Origin of the sequence: Flavobacterium sp. GSB-24, from assembly GCF_027924665.1 — a bacterium.
Lineage (GTDB): Bacteria > Bacteroidota > Bacteroidia > Flavobacteriales > Flavobacteriaceae > Flavobacterium.
The window spans coordinates 1,544,760-1,565,656 of sequence record NZ_AP027043.1 but is presented as its reverse complement, the minus strand read 5'-3'; the positions used below and the strand labels follow the sequence as shown (position 1 = coordinate 1,565,656).

At 34.7% G+C, this 20,897-nt stretch carries 13 protein-coding genes; 5 read left to right on the top strand and 8 right to left on the bottom strand.

The window, feature by feature from the left end; genetic code table 11:
• Nucleotides 1-232: 232 nt before the first annotated feature.
• The 5 genes from pbpC to QMG60_RS06990 all read right to left on the bottom strand — a co-directional run bounded on the left by pbpC (nucleotide 233) and on the right by QMG60_RS06990 (nucleotide 10,529).
• Nucleotides 233-2,608 (bottom strand): penicillin-binding protein 1C, encoded by a 2,376-nt coding sequence (pbpC, locus tag QMG60_RS07010; protein ID WP_281867311.1) that lies wholly within the window; start codon nucleotides 2,606-2,608, stop codon nucleotides 233-235.
• Between the two features lie 136 nt (nucleotides 2,609-2,744).
• Nucleotides 2,745-3,335: a transposase gene (locus QMG60_RS07005; protein ID WP_134139237.1), complete on the bottom strand. Its 591-nt coding sequence runs from the start codon at nucleotides 3,333-3,335 to the stop codon at nucleotides 2,745-2,747.
• Nucleotides 3,336-3,471: 136 nt separating this feature from the next.
• Nucleotides 3,472-9,150: an MG2 domain-containing protein gene (locus QMG60_RS07000; protein WP_281867310.1), complete on the bottom strand. Its 5,679-nt coding sequence runs from the start codon at nucleotides 9,148-9,150 to the stop codon at nucleotides 3,472-3,474.
• Nucleotides 9,151-9,439: 289 nt separating this feature from the next.
• Nucleotides 9,440-10,072, bottom strand: coding sequence for a hypothetical protein (locus tag QMG60_RS06995; protein WP_281867309.1), 633 nt, complete (start codon nucleotides 10,070-10,072; stop codon nucleotides 9,440-9,442).
• Nucleotides 10,073-10,085: 13 nt separating this feature from the next.
• Complete coding sequence (locus QMG60_RS06990; protein ID WP_281867308.1) at nucleotides 10,086-10,529, bottom strand: nucleoside deaminase; 444 nt, start codon at nucleotides 10,527-10,529, stop codon at nucleotides 10,086-10,088.
• Between the two features lie 61 nt (nucleotides 10,530-10,590).
• On the opposite strand from QMG60_RS06990, the gene QMG60_RS06985 reads away from it, so the two are divergent.
• The 3 genes from QMG60_RS06985 to QMG60_RS06975 are packed head-to-tail and all read left to right on the top strand — an operon-like array spanning nucleotide 10,591 to nucleotide 14,327.
• Nucleotides 10,591-11,451 carry a hypothetical protein gene (locus QMG60_RS06985; protein ID WP_281867307.1) on the top strand — a complete coding sequence of 287 codons (861 nt, stop codon included), beginning with the start codon at nucleotides 10,591-10,593 and terminating at the stop codon, nucleotides 11,449-11,451.
• A gap of 52 nt (nucleotides 11,452-11,503) precedes the next feature.
• A complete protein-coding gene (locus QMG60_RS06980; RefSeq protein ID WP_281867306.1) occupies nucleotides 11,504-13,291 on the top strand; it encodes a 1-deoxy-D-xylulose-5-phosphate synthase in 1,788 nt (595 codons plus the stop codon).
• 34 nt (nucleotides 13,292-13,325) lie between these two features.
• Nucleotides 13,326-14,327 carry a DUF3078 domain-containing protein gene (locus QMG60_RS06975; protein ID WP_134139230.1) on the top strand — a complete coding sequence of 334 codons (1,002 nt, stop codon included), beginning with the start codon at nucleotides 13,326-13,328 and terminating at the stop codon, nucleotides 14,325-14,327.
• Between the two features lie 63 nt (nucleotides 14,328-14,390).
• Here the strand turns inward: QMG60_RS06975 and QMG60_RS06970 are convergent, their stop codons facing one another.
• Both QMG60_RS06970 and QMG60_RS06965 read right to left on the bottom strand, forming a co-directional pair.
• A complete protein-coding gene (locus QMG60_RS06970) occupies nucleotides 14,391-15,737 on the bottom strand; it encodes a deoxyguanosinetriphosphate triphosphohydrolase (protein WP_281867305.1) in 1,347 nt (448 codons plus the stop codon).
• 249 nt (nucleotides 15,738-15,986) lie between these two features.
• On the bottom strand, nucleotides 15,987-16,448 hold the full coding sequence (locus QMG60_RS06965; RefSeq protein ID WP_042566180.1) for an Lrp/AsnC family transcriptional regulator: 462 nt from the start codon (nucleotides 16,446-16,448) through the stop codon (nucleotides 15,987-15,989).
• Between the two features lie 158 nt (nucleotides 16,449-16,606).
• Between QMG60_RS06965 and metE the strand changes: the two genes are divergently transcribed.
• On the top strand, nucleotides 16,607-18,928 hold the full coding sequence (gene metE / locus QMG60_RS06960; RefSeq protein ID WP_281867304.1) for a 5-methyltetrahydropteroyltriglutamate--homocysteine S-methyltransferase: 2,322 nt from the start codon (nucleotides 16,607-16,609) through the stop codon (nucleotides 18,926-18,928).
• 306 nt (nucleotides 18,929-19,234) lie between these two features.
• Here metE and QMG60_RS06955 read toward each other — a convergent pair whose 3' ends face one another.
• On the bottom strand, nucleotides 19,235-19,816 hold the full coding sequence (locus QMG60_RS06955) for an outer membrane beta-barrel protein (RefSeq protein WP_057117562.1): 582 nt from the start codon (nucleotides 19,814-19,816) through the stop codon (nucleotides 19,235-19,237).
• Between the two features lie 149 nt (nucleotides 19,817-19,965).
• On the opposite strand from QMG60_RS06955, the gene gldA reads away from it, so the two are divergent.
• Complete coding sequence (gldA, locus tag QMG60_RS06950; protein ID WP_134139224.1) at nucleotides 19,966-20,862, top strand: gliding motility-associated ABC transporter ATP-binding subunit GldA; 897 nt, start codon at nucleotides 19,966-19,968, stop codon at nucleotides 20,860-20,862.
• Nucleotides 20,863-20,897: the final 35 nt, after the last annotated feature.

Below are 20,897 nucleotides of genomic sequence, written 5' to 3'. Positions count from 1 at the left end.
GATGCATCGGGGCGGTTTTTTTATGAGTCATTGCGAGGAACGAAGCAATCTCACTTAGTCATTATACCTAGAATGTTACCCTGAGCGATCCCGAGGCTTCGGGAGAAGGGCACTCCAATTGGCACGCAGGCTTCGACTTCGCTCAGCCTGACATACAATAAGCTTTCATCTTTTATAAAGAAGCAAAATTTGGAATTTGGGATTTCAAAAAATTGGAATTTCTTTTTAAATTTTATTCCCTAACAATCTCAATCCTTCTTCTAATTTCATTCCCAGAAGCATCTACAACTGTAATGTAATGTGTTCCTGTTGTTGGCGTAATTGGCAGTTCATGAAATGTTTTTGTCGTTGCTTTATAAACATCATCTACATACCAAAATAATTCTTTATACCTTTCAGAATAAGCTACTTTTAAAATTACAGGCTGTAGGTTGCTGTTAAAATCTTTGGTTAAGTAAATTTTACTGTTTGCTTTCGGGTAAATAAAATCCATTGTTGTGGTTTGCGTTCCCTCGCATCCTTCTTTAAATGGCGGCAAAGGTAAATATTCAATGTGCTGGCTTTTATAATACCATGCCATTACGGGCGGCAGCACAAACCAGTTTTTAGTCACAATATTTTCGACACTTTCACAGCTGCTGTTTACCTGAAATTGCTCTGTTTTATCTAAATGAATGGTTTTATGATAAGGACAAACTTTTGTTGATTTCCCTTTTTTTGAAACCCATTGTTTAATTTTCGGACAGTTTTCTTTTGCCAAATAACCGCTTAAACGGCAAACTTCAACTTCTTCTAGATCTTTATACGGTGTATCAAACCAACGTTGCCTTGGCAGTAAATTAAACACGTCAAATAAAATCGGTGCCGCACTTGTCACTCCCGTTAAAGTTGGCCTCCCCTCTCCCGTTGCGTTTCCAACCCAAACTCCCACTACATATCTGGAATTGGTTCCAATTGCCCAAGCATCTCTATTTCCGAAACTTGTTCCCGTTTTCCATGCAATTTTTAAAGAACTGTCATAAAACTTCCAAGCTTCATCTCCTTCTGGCCTGTTGACTTCTTCCATTGCATTGTATGTAAGCCAAATTGAACCCGCACCTAAAATGTTTTTCTGATTCGTTTCTGAACCAAAATCAGATTCAAAATCATTTTTATAATTTAATTCTAAAAACTCGTTGGTTCTATATTTTCCTTGATTTTTAGTATAATAATTTAATGTTGATGATAAGTTCGCATAGGTTCTACATAAATCCCATAAATTACTTTCGGCACCTCCCAAAATAAGCGACAAACCATAATGGTCGGGCGTTTGATTAATGTTTTTTAATTTAAACTTTTGAAGCTCTTCATAAAACTTATTTACCCCAAAATCCTGAAGCATTAAAACAGCTGGAATGTTTAATGAGCGTGATAAAGCACGATGCGCCGGCACAGCGCCATCAAACGTGAGATTAAAATTTTGCGGTGTGTAACCTGAAATTTGCGTAGGAATATCGGCAATTAATGTATTGGGTAATAATTCGCCATCATCGAGCATTGCACCGTATAGAAGCGGTTTTAAAATACTTCCTGTGCTTCTAGGGGCATCAATAATATCAACATCTTTTTGATGGTCAATATCTGAAGGAGAATTTCCAATATAACTCATTACATTTCTATTCTGCACATCTATTACCAAAATAGCCAGATTATGAACTTCATTCTGTTTGTACTGATTGTAATAATACCTCGCAATTTGATTTACCCTGTTTTGCAACGCATAATCTAAAGTTGTTTTTACTCGCGTTCCTTCTTCATTTTTAGCCACTCTCTGCAATAAATGAGGTGCTATTTGAGGGAGATCATAGGGTTTTTGAGGCAATGGTTCTTCTATTGCAAGTTCATAGGTCTGCTTGTCAATTATGCCATCTTGATGTAATTTTAGTAAAAGCCGGTTTCGCTTATTTAGTAATTTAATCTGATTTTTTCCTGGATAAATTAAACTTGGGGCATTGGGCAAAACCGCCAAAACAGCATTTTCAGCCCAAGACAATTGATTCGATTGTACACCGAAATAACGCCACGATGCCATTTCTAATCCGACTACATTTCCTCCAAATGGCGCATGAGCAGCATACATGTCAAGAATTTCATTTTTAGAATAACCTAATTCTAATCGGGTAGCGAGAACAATTTCTATTAACTTTTCAAAATAGGTTCTGTTTTTTCCTTTTCTCGATAGTCGGATAACCTGCTGTGTTAAAGTACTTCCGCCACGAACAACTTTCCCCGCTTTTCTGTTTTGTTTGAAAGCATTTATCATTGCACCCGGATTAAAGCCTGGATGTTTGTAGAAGTATTCATCTTCAAAATAAACAATACATTTTTTGAATTTATCCGGCACGCTGTCTTGCGCAGGAAAACGCCATTGTCCATCGCGGGCAATTTTTGCTCCTAGCAACTCTCCTTCTTTGCTTTCTATAACTGTAGAATAAGGTTCTTTAAATAAAGTTCGGGGTATCGAAAAATAGTAAATCAGCAAGAGCAGAAATGCAATTGCTGATTTTATTTTATTTCTTTTTATCCAATTTAGAATGCGTTGGAAAAACGCTTTTAATTTGTTTTTCACAATTATATTGTTCTTATCCTAACAGGTTTTAAAAACCTGTTAGGTATCAATTTATTTAGATTCCTAAAAGAAAAACCGAATACTTATAATATCTAACAGGTTTTTAAAACCTGTTAGGACACTCAAATGTAATTCTCTATTGATCAAGTAAATTTACATCATTAAGTACACCTTCGTAAATTAACTTTCTTTCATCATGACAAAATATAAAATTTTCTAAATCTTCGAATAATTCTATAATAAACTCTCGATTAATACTACTTCGCTTGTCTGATAAATAAGAACGATAAGATGAATGATTATAGGTTTGAAATTCTTTAGAAAAATTGTGTTTTAAAGGATTTAAATGAACATATAGGATTAACTGTTTCAAATACTCTTCGTTTTCAATTCTATTTCTTTGTAAGTGTTCCTGAAACAAACTCCCTGTTCTATTATAAGCCTTATTTATACTTTTAGAATAAGAGTTGAACAAATTCGAAAATGGCAGATAAATCTTTTCTCTAAATTTTTCTGGCAAATCGTTTTTATCTTTTATTCGAAGAACAATATGGAAATGATTTTTAAGCAAACAATAAGCATAAATATCGGCAATTGGCAAAATATATTTTTTAATCTTTTCTAGAAAATATTGATAATTCTTCTCTTCAATAAAAATATTCTCTTTATTATTTCCTCTGTTATAAACATGATAATATTGTCCTGCCTCAAAAATATCCTTCTCCAAACTGCTAATCTTTTTATTATTATCCTAACAGGTTTTGGAAACCTGTTAGGTATTTACTATTCTACTATTTTGGTTGCCATATAGATACCTAACAGGTTTTGGAAACCTGTTAGGATACGTAGTTCTTATTAAAACTTTATTTTACAACCTCAACCCAGAATCCTTTTGTTCTTGCTAGGAATGTATTATCATACATTGCTTCACATTGCAATCCAGGTAAATAATAATTTCCTAAATAAGATGCGTTTAGCAGAATTCTAAAAACTTTTGTTTCTCTAGATTTCATTCCGAAATAGAAATTTGTTCTATCATCGCGAATATCAATATAGTCGGCAATATTGTTTACTGCATCTCCGTAATCGGTGAAACGTGTATTTACAATCTCGAATCCTGATGGCAGAATTTGCGATAACGCTACGTTTTGAACGCTTTCGTTTCTCTGGTTTTTAATGGTAACCTCAGCAACAAACTCTGTTCCTTGATTAATTTTCGAAACATTGATTACATTTCCTTTTCTGTTTTTGAAAACTATAGAAGCCGAGACATCATTTTGTATTACATTTTCCTGTCCGATTGGTAATATTCCTGAATTCAGTACACGAACATAAACCGTGTTATTTTTATTGTTTTTCAGCGTAATACTATTAGCTCCAGTTGAAACAGAAATACTACGATCTGCAATTGTTTTTTGTGTATTTATATTTTCTCCTTTACCATTTTTACTGAACTGGATATTAATTCCTTTTGGACCGTTGCTTATCGCAAATTTCGACATTGAATATAAGCAGTAAGCGGTTGTCTGTGTACTCATCCATTGATTGGCTGACATTTCTTTGGCCAATTTAGAAGCCATTACAAATGCTTTTTGTTTTTGTCCTAAAAGCAGCATCGTCTCTAAAGCCATGGCTCTATTTCTTTCAGTTGAACCGTAATAGTAATAATTGTAACCGTCTGAATCACCATCAATGCTTGTTTTCAAAAACAAACTTTGTCCAGCCGATTTTTGTCCCGCTAAAACATACGCTGCAGCCAAACGAAGCATACTTTCATTCGAAATACCTTTTGTTTCTCGCAATCTGTTCATTGAAGATAAATCGGCATTTCCTGCTAAAGCTAAAGTGTATAAACGATACGCCTGCGCTAAATCATTTCCGTATTTCGGTTCAAAACGCCATTGTTTCGCTTCTTTCTGCTGATAAGACAGCCATTTCGATTTGAAATTAATTGGCAGCACATATCCTTTTTTCTCTGCTTCAATCAAGAAATGACCTGCGTAAGAAGTTCCCCAATCATCTGCAATTGTATTTCCCTGCCAGTACGGCAATCCACCGTTTGATAATTGGAAATTTCCTAATCTTGCTATTCCGGCCGCAATATTTTTTTGAATAATTTCTTTACGTTTGTTATCTATATCAGCAACATCGCTTAAAAATAACTGCGGGAAAACAGATGATGTTGTCTGCTCTACGCAACCGTGCGGGTATTGAATTAAAAACTGCAGTCTTCCATTCAAATTCATTGAAGGCATTGACGAAACTTCTAATCTCGCTTTGTTGCTTCCTGCTACGCCAAATGTTTTCCACGAAAGTGTTTTAGAACTGTTTGGAGTCAAAATAACATCTGTATAAGTACTAGTCAACGGATTTGGATTTGTCATATCAATTTCAACATCATAAGTTGACTTTTCACTTCCAGATGTTGCGATTACCTGTACTTTAGCTATTCCGGTTGCAGATCCAACCACTAAATTAAAGTATGCCATTTTCTCATCTGGCTGAGAAAAGTTCAATCTTTGAACCGCACTTCCCATCACTTTCAATCCGTTGCTGGTTTTGATCTGAATCGAAACATTTTTAATTTTGCTTTCAGTAGCAAAAACAGTCACCGGAATTGTCACTTTTTCTGATGGAGAAATTTTTCTCGGCAATGAAGCCAAAACCATTAACGGACTCTTAACTGGAGTTGCTTTTTCTACACTACCGTATGCACTAGTATTCGCATCTCCGGCAACAACCATTGTTCTAACAGAACCAATGTATTTCGGTAGTTTTAATTGATGAGATTTAGTCTGGCCTTTTTCCAATTTAAATGGACCATAATACAATACTACTGGTTTAAATCGGTTGGCTTTTTTAGCTTTTCCGCCACCTAAATCCTGATCTCCACCAATACTGAAAATCTGATTTATTTTTCCGCCGTAAGCACCAATTACATCATCGTAAATATCCCAGGTTTTTACTCCAAGCGCTTCACGAACATAAAAACTATCCCAAGCATTTGGTGTTTTAAAACGTGTTAAATCCAGAAGTCCTTCATCGACAACGGCAATTGTATACGTCATTTCTTTACCTGACTTTTCTTCTACTTTAACCGTAAAAGGCTGTTCTGGTTTTAAGACATCAGGCATATTAATTGTCGGTGCCAAAATGGTGTTTTTATCCACAACTTCAATTGGAACAATTCCGTACATACGAATCGGCGAATCATTTTTAGTCGAAGCGTGCGGCTGTAACAACGTAATATTAAAATAGACATTTGGAGCCATTTCTCCAGTTATCGGAACTTCGACTTTTGTTTCTCCATTTTTAGTTTCAGCCCAAATTGTCTTTACAACTCGAGATCCGTTTTCGATAGAAATTAAAGCACGTCCGCCTTCACTTGAAGGGAAAGAAATCTGCGCTTTTTCTCCAACTGCGTAATTCTTTTTATCTGTAGAAAAAACCAGCATATTTGCTGTTGAAGCATCTCTGTTACGAGTTTTTCCAGACCAAATTGGCCAGTCGATATTTACGGTTAATGCTGTTGCGTGCCCTTCGTTTGTATCTTCTACACGAATCAAATAACGTCCCCACTCTTCATCCGTCAAAGTAAATTCAAAACTTCCACGTCCATTTGAATCTGTACTAATCATTTTGGTTCTGTACGAAGTTGTGGCATTCGAAGAATTATAATTAGACAAGTTATCGCTGGAAGAATCCCACCACCAGCGCCAGTCTACTTTGTAAATCCTCACTTCCAGATTTCGTACCGATTTTGGTCTTCCGTTTTCGTCAACCGTAATCACATCAAAACGATTTGAGGCTCTGGTTTCGAGCATATTGTATTTGTTTAGTTCAGGCGACTTTATTCCGACATAAGTTTTGTATGGCGAATAAGTTGTTGAAATAACATCTGTACTAAAATCACCTCCTTCTTCGTATACTTTTGTAATGAACGAAGCGCGTAACATTCCCGGCGCCTGACCCTGTAATCTTGGCTGAATATTTACAGAAGCTTTTCCGTTTTCGTTTAATTTTCCAGAGAAAACATTAATTTCTTCTGTGCTGAATTGACGAACCAAATCATCAAAAGTATATTTTTCATATCCTTTAAAAGTAGTGGTTTGCTGAGAGAATTTTGCCTGCATTTCTACATTTAAATTCTTAGCAATTGCACCGTGAAGCCACGTTACTTCAAGATTATCTGTATTTGGATAAGATGACGAAAGTGTTTTTCTGGTAAATGTATTTTTAATTTTTAAACGATTAGGTTTAATGGTTTCGATTTTGATACTTTTATAAAATTTAGCACCTCCAACACTAACCATCGCTTCCCAATTTCCTGTTGGCGCATCTTGACTGGTTGGAACTATAAATGCATAATGGTTTAAATCGTTTGTTTTTTGAACAGTTTGATAAACCGTTTTTCCATTCGGATCGTTTAATCTAAATTTAATTGGATGTGATTTTGGAAGTTTATTTGCTGCGTCATTCAAAATAAAAGACAAATACAAATTATCTCCCGGGCGCCAAACACCTCTTTCTCCGTAAATAAATCCTTTTAGCCCTTTTTGTAAAGTCTCACCAGCAACATCAAAATTACTGACAGATAATGAAAGTCCGTCATCAAGTTTTACATAAGTAGATTGATCGCCTAAAGTAACGATAGCAAAATAAGCGAATTTGTCCAGTTGGAATGATGCAATTCCTTCACTGCTTGTAGCTTGCGTGCTTATTTTTTGCTGTTGAAAGTTATACAAATCAACTCTTGCATTTGATACTGGTTCTGTTGTTACAATATTATTTACGGCAAATAAATACGATTTATTTTCACCTCTTTTCGCAATTACCCCTAAATCTGTAGCCAGAATATTGGTTGCAATTTTAGCATTGTAATAATACGAACCCGAACAAGGATCTTGGCTTTCTCGCCACTCATAATCATCATAATAATAATCGTCGTAAGAATTGCCACTGTAGTTTACATCATTTTCATCAACTTCTTCTTCCTCTGATTCTTCCTGATCACCGTCTGAGGTTTCACATTTATAAATAGAATATTTCTTTTTATACTCAAACTCCACCCTGTAAATTGCTCCTGGTTCTGGTTTGATAATCTTAGATAAATCTAAAGCATACGTATTCCATTTGGAAAGGTTTACTAGCGTGCTTTCTTTAAGATTCAGCGTAGTTTTGGCAATTGGCTGCGCAACTTTTTTGAGATTTTGTCCGCCGTTTAATTCATTATACTGCAAAAACTGCAGAATATTATTTTTGTAAATCTTATATATCTTTACATCAACAGCACTTAAATTTACGGCTTCAAAATTCAGTTTTAAATTATTCGAACTCGGCAGAATTGTACCATTTTTAATGAAACGAATGCTTGGTTTGATCTGGTCAAAAGAGATTTTCTCAGAGTAATTTGCTTCCATCTTTTTGCCGTATTGGCTCTCAATTCCCTGAAAAACCTCCAAAAGCAATTCACCTGTAATAACTTGTTCTGGTTCTTCATCCTCAACAACCTCCACAACATTATCCGTCGACACTGTATCGATCGCAACCGCTGCAGAGTCAACTACAACTAATGCCGAATCAACCGCAGCAGAAGCTGGCTCTTCTGCTGCAACTGCAGCAGGTTCTTCTTTTTTAGGCGCATTTTGATTGGTAAAATATACTTTTAGTAAATTTCCCTGTGTCGAAAATTTTAAATTATTTGTGTTTTGAATCGAAACTAAACCAGCAAAATCCTGTCCTTTTTCTAAAGGTTCAGAAAAATTAATTAAAACCTGTTGATTATTTCCATCAGGAACCTCAACCTTTACAACCTTAAATTCGTTGATGCTGGTGATCGGGAAATCGATTTGTCCTTTCTGTTCAATATCAAAATCGCTTCCATCATAAATAATTTCCAGATTTGATGCTTCAGAAAAACGCTGAATACTATCAATTATAAAACGAAATTCTTTGGCTGGACCAGTCGTTTTCTCAAATTTAATTTTAAGATTATTCCCTTTTTGTTTGGCTTCTACCAATTTTTGAGCCGTTTCCAAATCAATATTATCTGCTGTTTTTAAAACACAGTTTAAATATTGATATTCTTTGCTGTACGATTGTATATCGCCAGTATTTATGGTAAAATCCTGTTTAACGGTTTTAACTGTAAAGTTGAATTTAGAAAGTTCTGCCTCTTTTTCTTTCGGAATCGCCGTCAGTTTATCTAAGTTTAAGGTAACTTGATATTCTGTTCCTGCTTTTAATTTTTTCTCCGGAATAAAAGCAATTGTGTTGGTCGAAAGTGCCACGACTTTTCCGTTCACACTTGGCGAAATATCAAACAAATCGTCATCTAGTTCCTGATTGGGCTTCCAATCGTTTTTATCAAAAGCCAAAACCACTCTAATGTCAGAATCAGAAGAAACGATTCCGCCTGTAAAACTGGTTATGTAATCTTTGAATAGTGAAAAATCTGAATTGAAATCGGCAGCCGATTTTCTGCCGCAAGATTGAAAAATAAAAAATACAAAAAATACGAGACTGAAACCTTTTATTTTCACTTTTATCTACAGTTAATGGTTAACAAATGAAGAATTAATTCTTTTTACTTTAGTAAGATTTACAAAGCAAAGTCAGAATTAATTTAAGATAAAAGTAAACTATTTTTTATTTTATTTAAGAAGAAAATTCCCTAGTAATGATTATTTAACTTTTGTTGAAGTTTAAACGCTCATATTGCTTTAATAAGGAGCTAAATCCAGCTGTCCGCTATATCTTTTTCTTGCTAAAGAAGCAAGAAAAAGGATGCCGCTTCCATCTGGGCTAGGGCATTTATTTTCATAAGACTATTTAAAGTTCCGTCCCGAGTTCAGATAAAACTTTATCCATTTCAAGAAAATGATCTTCGGTATTTGAGGAATAAAAAAGTTGATTATTACTCATTACAACAATAACATCATCATCATAATTTCCATAGAAATTTATTCCATCAGCCCAATTTTTAAAAGAGACGCCTTTATTTTTATAATTAACAGCAATCCAGTTTAATTCTTTCTCTTCTAATTCATAAAAACAGTCTGAGGTAAATCTTAACGCAAAACTGGCTTGCAGATAAGCCATAGCATTAAAAAAATCCGATAATTTTTCTGTTTCCAAATTCCATTCCTTTTCATCATAACTCATGTAAACGGGCGGATTAAAATTTGATAAATTATCTTTATGAATTCCCCAAACACAAGCGTGCTGGTTTTCGGTATAAAATATCAGATAATCATTGTGATTATAGAATTGAAATCTTTCCGGAATTATTAAGGAATCTTGTGTTTGATTTAAGTTTTGGATTTTACCTAATTCCGAATAATAATCAACAAAAACTTGAGGAAGATTTCCAAAAATATCTTTTATAATTTGAATTTCATCACTAGTAAAACCATTTGGTCCACTAATGTGAAAAAGCTTTTTGATTGTTGAGAAATCTGTCATACTATTTTACTAATTACTTACGTCTCTCCAAAAAAAACCGCTTCATTAAATCGGCAGCTTCATTTGCCATAACTCCAGAAACAACAGTCGTTTTAGGATGCAGTTTTGTTCCCATATTCAGAAAACCGCGCTGTTCGTCGCGAGCGCCAAAAACAATTTTAGAAATCTGGCTCCAATACAAAGCTCCTGCACACATCTGGCAAGGTTCGAGCGTAACGTACAAAGTACAATCTTTCAAATATTTTCCGCCAAGAAAATTTGCGGCTGCGGTTATCGACTGCATTTCGGCATGCGCTGTAACGTCATTTAGCAGTTCTGTCAAGTTGTGGCTGCTTGCAATTACTTTATCGGCCACAACAATTACAGCTCCAACAGGAATTTCGCCTTTATCAAAAGCCATTTCAGCTTCCTGCAAAGCTTTTTTCATGAAATATTCGTCGGTGAAAGGATTTATCATAATTGCAAAAATAAGGTTTTAGTATTTATTTTTTATTACATTTATTTTCTGATATTCAAATATGGAAAGCAAACACAAAATAACTGTTCCTAAACCTTGTCACGAAAACTGGAACACTATGAGTCCTAGTGAAAATGGTCGTTTCTGCATAAGCTGTTCTAAAACCGTTGTAGATTTTACGTCGATGCTTCCTGATGAAATTCAGTCCTTTTTTATTCGAAATCAAAACAAAAATGTCTGCGGGAGATTTAAGAAATCGCAATTAGATTCGATTACAATTCAAATTCCAAATCGGGTTCTACATTCTCAAACACGCTATCATAAAATGTTTTTATTGGCTTTGTTTATTGCTATGGGAACTACTTTATTTAGCTGTCAAAATAAAGACGGAAAGAAACAAAAAATTCAAAATGTGGAAGTTGTAAAAGATACCATTACATCATCCAAAGAAATTGTTGTGGGTAAATCTCTAAAATCAAACCATTTAATTCCGCCGCCCCCTCAACCAAAAGCAAATCAGGTTAAATTTGTAAAACCTAAAGAAAATGATAATCTAAAGTCTGAAAAAATAAACGACAAGAAAAATAACGATGCAAAAGCGGTTATTAAAGCTACTCCTACTGGAGAAGTTGCATCTGAAACTAATGCGGAATTTCCAGGCGGAATCGAACAGTTCTATAATTATTTTGGAAAAGAATTTAAAAAACCTGAGAATATAAATATCAAAAACCTCAAACTCAATCTCTCTTTTGCTGTAGAAAAAAACGGATCTGTATCTTATCTTCAATGCACTCCGACAATTGATAATGCTATAGAACAAGAAATCCAGAGAGTTTTAAGCGCATGCCCTAAATGGCAGGCGGGAGAAAGTAATGGTAAAAAAGTAAAGAGACAATATTCTTTACCAATAGTATTGCAGTAGATCTCGCTTATAAAATTAAATTTAAAACCGTAAATTTGCTTTTTACCTTACAATGAAAAGCAATTTACTTTCAAACATATACAATCCTGCCGATTTACGTCTTTTAAAAGAAGAGCAGCTTACTGAGGTTGCGCAAGAACTGCGTCAATTTATTATTGATGTCGTTTCTGTAAAAGAAGGTCATTTGGGCGCGAGTTTGGGCGTAATTGAATTGACAATTGCACTGCATTATGTTTTTAATACTCCCGAAGATTTGTTGGTTTGGGATGTTGGACATCAAGCTTACGGACATAAAATCTTAACCGAAAGAAGGGAAATTTTTCATACCAATAGACAAATCGACGGAATTTCTGGTTTTCCTAAAAGAAGTGAAAGTATTTATGACACTTTTGGCGTTGGACATTCTTCAACTTCTATTTCTGCAGCGCTCGGAATGGCAATTGCCTCTAAACTAAAAGGTGATCTAGACAAACAGCATGTTGCTATTATTGGAGATGCTTCTATTGCCAGCGGAATGGCTTTTGAAGGTTTAAATCACGCCGGAGTTACCGATGCTAATTTATTAGTCATTTTAAATGATAATGCAATTGGAATTGACCCAAGTGTTGGTGCGCTTAAACAATATCTTACCGCGGTTAAAGAAGGAAAAAATCCAAAGAAAAATAACATGATCAAATCTTTGAATTTTGATTATTCGGGTCCAATTGACGGTCATGATTTTCCTACTCTGATTAAAGAGCTAAAGAGGTTAAAAGATATAAAAGGACCAAAATTTCTTCATATTGTTACTACAAAAGGCAAAGGTTTACAACAAGCCGAAGAAAATCAGGTTAAATATCATGCTCCTGGCAAATTTGATGCTTTAACTGGAGAAATTCATTTAAAACAGGAAGAAAATCTTCCGCCTAAATATCAGGATGTTTTTGGTTTGACGATTTTGGATTTAGCCAAAAAGAATGAAAAAATTATCGGAATCACTCCTGCAATGCCATCTGGAAGTTCTTTGAAATTTATGATGGATGAATTGCCAGATCGTGCTTTTGATGTTGGAATTGCAGAACAGCATGCCGTAACGCTGGCGGCAGGAATGGCGACACAGGGTATGATAGTATATTGCAATATTTATTCTACATTTTTACAACGTGCTTACGATCAGGTAATTCATGATGTCGCTTTGCAGAACTTACCTGTAATTTTTTGTTTGGACCGTGCAGGATTGGTTGGCGAAGATGGCGCTACACATCACGGCGTTTTTGATATTGCTTATCTGCGCTCTATTCCGAATATGATTATCTATGCACCGCTTAACGAAATTGAACTCCAAAATATTCTATATACAGCTCAATTAGGATTAAACCATCCTATTGCTATTCGTTATCCGCGAGGCCGCGGCGTAATACAAAATTGGGAAGTAGAAAATTTCGGACATTATAAAAAAATAAATTTCGGAAAGGCAGAATGCCTAAAAGATGGTACGGAAGTTGCGGTGCTTTCGGCCGGAACAATTGGAAATAATGTTATAGAAGCCTTGAAAGAATGCCCTAATTCTGAAGCCATTGCCCACTATAATTTTAGTTTTATTAAACCATTAGACATCAATACATTAAACACCATATTTTCAAATTTCAAGACTATAATTACAATAGAAGACGGCGTTAAAAAAGGTGGTTTTGGAAGTGCAATTTTAGAGTTTGCTGCATCTAATAATTTCAAAAATGATATTGAAATTTTGGGTGTTCCAGATGAATTTATTGAGCACGGAACAGTTGCTCAACTGCAACAATTGTGTAAAGTTGACGTTAAAAGTTTAATAAATCTTTTTTCTAACGGTTCAAAATAATTATTTTGCGATACCAAAAAAAAAAAATTACCTAATGAAATTATTGCGTTCTACCCTTTTGCTATTATTGCTTTTGAGTACCTCTCATAACTTTGCCCAGATTATACAAACTACCTTGAGTCCGAATCAAGCACCTAAACCGCCTTCGAACTGGACAAAAAAAAATCAACTTGGTTTTGATATCTCCGAAATTGCTTTTGTCAACTGGAGTGCCGGGGGAACAAGTTCTATCTCAGGTTTATTTAAAGGTGAATTTGGAAGAACATACGCAAAGAAAAATCATAAATGGGTAAACGAACTTATCGTAAAATATGGTTTAAACAAACAAGATGGAACTGAATTAAGAAAAACCGACGACGCATTTCAATTTAACTCTACTTATGGTTTTAGAAAGGACACTGCCTCAAACTGGTATTATTCTTCTAAATTAAACTTCAATACGCAATTTACAAACGGTTATAACTATCCCAACAGAGATATTGCAATCTCTAAGCCTTTTGCACCAGCTTATATCTTTTTGGGAGCTGGAGCTGAGAATTCAAACAAGGAAAAAAATAGAGTTTTTTACTTCTCTCCTATTACGTTAAAAACTACTTTAGTACTTGATCAATATCTTGCCAATCAAGGTTCCTTCGGGGTTAAAAAAGCAGTTTATGCAACAGACCCGCTGGATCCCGAAAATCAGATATTAATCGAGGAAGGACAAAAAGTAAAAGCAGAATTTGGTATACTTTTTACGGCATACATGAAAAGTGAAATTTATAAAAACGTTTTTTATGAAAACAGATTAAGTTTATATACCGATTATTTGAATAAATTTGGTAACGTCGATATAGATTACGACACTCGTTTAGACCTTGTCGTTAATGCATATGTGAAAGCAAATATCGGTGTTCATTTAATATATGATGATGATATTAAAACGAAAAAAGACGTTGTTGACCCAGCTACAGGAACAAAAAGCCAAGTAAACGAAGGTCCGAAGATGCAGTTAAGACAGGTTCTTGGTGTAGGACTTGTTTATGCTTTTAAATAATAAATAGTCCTAAAGCAAAAAAATATCCTCTAAAATCATTTAGAGGATATTTTTTTTAAAACATTAATTATTTTTTCTTCCGTTAATAGTTTCAAATAATTCTAATGCATTTCCGTCTGTCAATAGAGAAACATAATGACAAATATGAAGCAGACGTTCGTACAAATTACCTTTGTCTAAATCATGTTTTTCGGGCAGCATCTTTAAAAGTAATTTATCGTAATTTGAAGCATTTCCTTCAAATTTATTATTGAAAGCTGTAATAAATTTATCCAATAAGGTCTGGATAATCTGATATCCTACAATTTCTTTTTCGATCACTTCGCGGCTTTGGTAGATTTTATCAACGCTTAGTTTGATAATATCATTCATTTGCGCTTTGTACTTGCTTTTGTCTGTTAAAGCATAAGGGAATTTTCCTTGTAGAATTGCTTCTTCATTTTCGATAAAAACATCAACCGCGTCGTTTATCAAAGTTCCAATTGCCAAGGCTCTTAAATAACTTATACGATCTTCTTTTGTGGTTAATGACTTGTATTTAGAAACTCCAATATTATCTTTCACGAGTTTAATTAAATATTCTAAGGCAAAATCTTCTGAAACCAAACCAAGATTTATTCCGTCTTCGAAGTCAATAATAGTGTAACAAATATCATCTGCAGCTTCGACTAAATACGCCAGCGGATGTCTTTCAAAACCAATATCTTCTCCAGATTTATTGGCAATCATTCCCATATCTTTGGCAACTTCTTCAAAAAATAATTTATCTGTTTGAAAGAAACCATACTTTTTATCGGCGATATTGTTGGTTGGTTTCTTTGGAAGACTTTCTTTTGGATATTTCATAAAAGCCCCCAAAGTTGCATACGAAATACGAAGTCCGCCTTCAATTCCAGGACGGCTTGCCGTAAGAACCGAAAAGCCATTTGCATTTCCTTCAAAATCAATTAAGTCCTGCCATTGTTTATCTGTAAGCTGATTTCTGAATTTCTGTCCGTTTCCAATAGAAAAATATTCTCCAATCGCTTTTTCTCCAGAATGTCCAAAAGGCGGATTCCCAATATCATGCGCTAATGAAGCTGCAGCCACAATAGCTCCAAAATCATTCATATGATAACCGTGAATTTCTTTTAAATAAGGATATTTTTCGATGATCTTTTTTCCAACCAAACGCCCAAGCGAACGTCCGACAACCGAAACTTCTAAACTGTGTGTTAAACGAGTGTGTACAAAGTCGGTTTTAGAAAGCGGAATAACTTGTGTTTTATCTTGTAAACTTCTAAAAGCAGCAGAAAATATAATTCGGTCATAATCTACCTCAAAACCTAAACGAGTATCATCTTGTTCTACACGTAATCTTTTGCTTGTGTCTCCTTGACGTTTTAATGATAAAAGTTGTTCCCAGTTCATTTTATAATTTTAGATTGCTGATTTTAGATTTTAGATTGAGAATCTAAACGTCAAAAATACGTTTTATTTTAGGATAAAAATAAACCACGGATTAAATTGGTTTAAAAGATTAATTGTTTTTGTCTGCCACCAATTTCGCTAATTTCCACAAATCATTGTGCATAAATTAATTCGTGAAATTCGTGGCAAAAAAATTCAAGTAGAATTTATAAAATCATTTTAATCTGTACAATCTGTGGCAAAAAAAAATCAAAACTCTAAAGCCGTACTGTGTTTAATTTCTCCCATAACAAAAATACTGTTCGTGTTCCCGATGTTTTCGATTGTCGATAATTTATTCATCACAAAATCCTGATAACTAGCCATATCTTGTACCAAAATTTTAAGCATAAAATCGTAATCGCCGGCAATATTGTAACATTCTATAATTTCTGGAAGTGCTACAATATCTTTTACAAAATTACTTCCCACATTTTTGGCATGTTCTTTTAAGCGTACATTACAAAACACTGTCATACCTCTATTCATTTTTTTCTTGTCTAAAAGTGCTACATATTTAGTAATATATCCGTCTCTTTCCAGTCTTTTTATTCGTTCGTAAACTGGAGTAACCGTCAGAAATAGTTTACTCGCAAGGTCTTTTGTATTGATATTGGAGTTTTCCTGAAGGTGTTTGAGTATCAGTAAATCGGTTTTATCAAGGTTTTCCATAGTTTTTTTTACGGCTAAAGGTTCATTAAAGACAATTTCACAGTAAAATAATCTTCAAAATATAAATTAAAAAATACATTTTACTTAAAATAAGCTCAAATTTAAGTATTAAAACCCAATGAAATACATTTGTACAGTAAAAAATACTGAATCAAAAAATGAAAACAAACAACTTAGGTTACCCAAGAATTGGCAGCAACAGAGAACTCAAAAAAGCATCTGAATTGTACTGGGCGGGAAAAATTTCTGCAGATGAACTTATTGATGCGGGAAAAGAAATTCGTATTAGAAACTGGCATTTACAGTCAGAAGCCGGAGTAGATTTAATTCCATCTAACGATTTTTCTTTTTACGATCAGGTTTTAGATTTGACTTTGACAGTTGGCGCAATTCCACAGCGTTATCACGAACTGGCTAAAACAAATTCATCACTTGACTTGTATTTTGCAATGGCAAGAGGCGCGCAAAAAGACGGACAAGATGTTGTAGCTATGGAAATGACAAAATGGTTCGACACCAACTATCATTACATTGTTCCTGAATTCACAAAAAACCAAAAGTTTGAATTGTTTTCAGAAAAAATAATCAATGAATTTAAAGAAGCTAAAGACTTAGGAATTGCGACAAAACCCGTTTTAATTGGACCTATTTCATATTTGCTTTTAGGAAAAGAAAAAGAAGAAGGCTTCAGCCGAATTGATCTTATTGACGCTTTACTTCCTGTTTATTTCGAAATATTTGAAAAATTACAAGCAGAAAATGCTGAATATATTCAGCTTGATGAACCTTTCTTGGCTTTGAATTTAACGGACAAAGAAAGAAACACTTTCACAAAAGTGTACAACGAAATCAACAAACGTTTCCCGAATATTAAAATCATTTTAGCGAATTATTTTGACTGCTTCGGCGAGAATCTGGAAACAGCTTTGGCTTTACCAGTTGATACTTTTCATTTAGATTTAGTTCGATGCCCGCTTCAATTAGATGATATTTTAGAATCTGGGAAATTGGCTTCAAACGTAAATCTTTCTTTGGGAGTTGTTGACGGAAGAAATATCTGGAAAAACGATTTCAAAAAATCATTAGAATTAATCAAAAAAGCGACTGATGCTTTAGGCGAAAACAGAATTCTGGTTGCTCCATCTTGTTCTTTAATACACAGTCCGTGCGATTTGGATTTAGAAACTAATGACGCAACTTTAACTCCAGAAATCAAACAATGGCTGGCTTTCGCGAAGCAAAAAATCAACGAAATTGTACTTTTAAAACAATTCGCTTCAAACGAAGTTGACGTTAAAAACTCTGTTGATTATGAGCGAAATGTAATTGCAAACGAAAACCGTAAAACTTCAAAATTAATTCATAATAATGAAGTTAAAGCGCGTGTTGCCGGAATTACAGCTTCTGATGACCAACGTAAAAGCACTTTTGCCACCAGAAGAAAAAGCCAAATCGAAGCTTTGAATTTACCTTTGTTCCCAACTACAACTATTGGATCTTTTCCGCAGACAGCTGAAGTGAGAAGCTGGAGAGCGAAATTCAAAAAAGGAGAATTAACAACGGAACAATACAACGATTTAATCGAAAAAGAAACCGAAGCTACGATTCGTTTTCAGGAAGAAACCGGAATCGATGTTTTGGTTCATGGCGAATTCGAGCGTAACGATATGGTGGAATATTTCGGAGAACAATTATCTGGTTTTACGTTTACCAAAAACGGCTGGGTTCAGAGTTACGGAAGCCGCTGTGTGAAACCTCCAGTTATTTACGGTGATGTTTCAAGACCAAACCCAATGACGGTAAAATGGTCAAAATATGCACAGTCTTTGACTCCAAAATGGGTAAAAGGAATGCTTACAGGTCCTGTAACTATTTTGCAATGGTCGTTTGTTCGTAACGATCAGCCACGTTCTGAAACTTGTACGCAAATCGCTTTGGCCATTCGTGATGAAGTTGTAGACTTAGAAAAAGCCGAAATTAAAATCATTCAAATTGATGAGCCAGCCATTCGAGAAGGTTTGCCTTTAAGAAAAGAAGAATGGGCAAACTATTTAGACTGGGCTGTAAAAGCGTTTAGAATTTCTGCATCTGGAGTTAACGACGATACGCAGATTCACACGCACATGTGCTACAGCGAGTTCAACGACATCATTCAAAACATTGCCGACATGGATGCCGATGTTATTACAATCGAATGTTCACGTTCGCAAATGGAACTTTTAGACGCATTTGCCAACTTTAAATATCCAAACGAAATTGGACCTGGAGTTTACGATATTCACTCTCCGCGTGTGCCTTCGAGTACAGAAATGGTGAAATTACTAGAAAAAGCTTCTGCCGTAATTCCTGTAGATCAGCTTTGGGTAAATCCCGATTGTGGTTTAAAAACACGCCATTGGGACGAAACCAAAAAAGCTTTAATCGAAATGGTTGCGGCGGCTCAGGAAATGAGAGCAACAGTTGAAAACCCTGTGAGTTAATACTTTTTATTTAGATTATATTTTTGTTTCAATGCCAGTAAGCGAAGTCGAAAATCTTGTAGTTATGATTTGTTTCGACTTCACTTTTACTGGCATTGTTTTTTAGAAGCAGAAGATTTTTGTTTCCATAACACCTTTAGTCCCGCTATCCGCTATATCTTTTATGGCGAACCCCGCCATAAAAGGATACCGCTTCTATCGGGGCTAAACCAGAACTTTTTATTTTCAAAAGTTTAAAAATCTCAAACAAAAAAAAAGCATCCGCGATGGCGGATGCTTTCTGAAATTGAATATATAAAACTTAGATTAGAAGTTTTTAGAGATTCCGATGTTGAATGTTTGACCGAAGTTAAAGTAGAATTTGTTAACATCTGGACCGTTATTATCATAACTTAATGTCTCGTATCCTAAACCACCAATGCTGAAGTTTAAACCGAAACCTTTTTGCATGTTAATGAAAAGAGCTGGAGTTACACCAACATACATTCCATCTGCTTTAGATTTTGCAAAAGCATTTCCTGGACCATATTCTTTATATTTTGCATTTTGGAAACCTGCTCCCATATCTGCAAAAACAGAGAAAGTTTGGCTTAATGGCATTGTATAACGAACAAATGCACCTAATTTGAATCCGTTATTTTTTTCTTCAGTTACACCATCATCATCATTAGAAGAACTTACAGTAAATTCACCTCCAACTGTCCAGTTTTCGTGAAATTGGTAACCAACTTTTGGAGAAAAGCTAAATTCGTTTACTGTTCTTTCGCTGTTTGCAAATTCAGTTTTTTCAGAAGTGTATCCAATGTTACCACCTACTAAGATTGTTCCTTTTTGCGCATTTGCAAAACTACAGATAGCCAACGCAGCCATCACTAGAATTTTTTTCATGTTTTTGGGTTTAAATTTATTTTAGCATTCCCTTAACAATAACGATGCCGTGAATAAAGGGCTGTTCGATTTTTTTATATTTACTTTAAAAGATAAAATGTAGCAATCGAAACTATTTCTGTTTACTTTTGCAACAAATAAAAAAGTCTATGTCGATAGAAGTAAACAGCATATCAAAAAGTTACGGAGAGCAAAAAGCTTTAAATGGAATTTCTTTTAAAATTGAGAAGGGAGAAATCGTAGGATTTCTTGGACCCAACGGAGCTGGAAAATCTACTTTAATGAAAATTTTGACCACGTATTTACTTGCCGATAGTGGCTCAGCCCTTGTAAATGGTCATGATGTCATGTCAGACACTAAAGCAGTGCAGCGTTCTATTGGGTATCTTCCAGAGCATAATCCGTTATATTTGGATTTGTATGTTCGTGAGTATTTGGCTTTTAATGCCGATGTCTATAACGTGCCAAAATCTAGAATTGAAGAAGTAATCGAACTGACAGGACTGACACCAGAAAGCCATAAAAAAATTGGTCAGCTCTCTAAAGGATACCGCCAGCGTGTTGGACTTGCAAATGCTTTACTCCATAATCCAGATGTTTTAATTTTAGATGAACCAACTACTGGACTGGATCCTAACCAGTTAATGGAAATTCGTAATGTCATCAAAAATGCAGGAAAAAATAAAACTGTTTTTTTATCGACACACATTATGCAGGAAGTAGAAGCGATTTGCGATCGTGTCATAATTATTGACAAAGGGCAAATTGTGGCAGATAATAAATTAGACCATTTAGTTACTGCAAATAAAGAGCAAGTAATTGAAGTAGAGTTTGATTATAAAGTAGAAGAACAGCTTTTAGCTAAACTGCCTAACATAAGTTCTTACGTTAATACCCATGACATGACATGGGAACTGACTTTTGTTACTGATAAAGATATGCGTCCCGCTATTTTTGATTTCGCCAACGAAAATGGTTTAAAAACTCTACAATTGAATCAAAAAAATAAAAACCTAGAAGCTGTTTTTAGAGAGATTACGAAGTAAGTTTTCAGTCTCTCCCCGATAGCTATCGGGACAGT

Excerpts from the sequence above, each read along its gene's own strand:
- QMG60_RS06995 (WP_281867309.1), bottom strand. The coding sequence starts at position 10,072 with ATGACAGATTTCTCAACAATCAAAAAGCTTTTTCACATTAGTGGACCA.
- QMG60_RS06990 (WP_281867308.1), bottom strand. The coding sequence starts at position 10,529 with ATGATAAATCCTTTCACCGACGAATATTTCATGAAAAAAGCTTTGCAG.
- QMG60_RS06985 (WP_281867307.1), top strand. The coding sequence starts at position 10,591 with ATGGAAAGCAAACACAAAATAACTGTTCCTAAACCTTGTCACGAAAAC.
- QMG60_RS06980 (WP_281867306.1), top strand. The coding sequence starts at position 11,504 with ATGAAAAGCAATTTACTTTCAAACATATACAATCCTGCCGATTTACGT.
- QMG60_RS06975 (WP_134139230.1), top strand. The coding sequence starts at position 13,326 with ATGAAATTATTGCGTTCTACCCTTTTGCTATTATTGCTTTTGAGTACC.
- QMG60_RS06970 (WP_281867305.1), bottom strand. The coding sequence starts at position 15,737 with ATGAACTGGGAACAACTTTTATCATTAAAACGTCAAGGAGACACAAGC.
- QMG60_RS06965 (WP_042566180.1), bottom strand. The coding sequence starts at position 16,448 with ATGGAAAACCTTGATAAAACCGATTTACTGATACTCAAACACCTTCAG.
- metE (WP_281867304.1), top strand. The coding sequence starts at position 16,607 with ATGAAAACAAACAACTTAGGTTACCCAAGAATTGGCAGCAACAGAGAA.
- QMG60_RS06955 (WP_057117562.1), bottom strand. The coding sequence starts at position 19,816 with ATGAAAAAAATTCTAGTGATGGCTGCGTTGGCTATCTGTAGTTTTGCA.
- gldA (WP_134139224.1), top strand. The coding sequence starts at position 19,966 with ATGTCGATAGAAGTAAACAGCATATCAAAAAGTTACGGAGAGCAAAAA.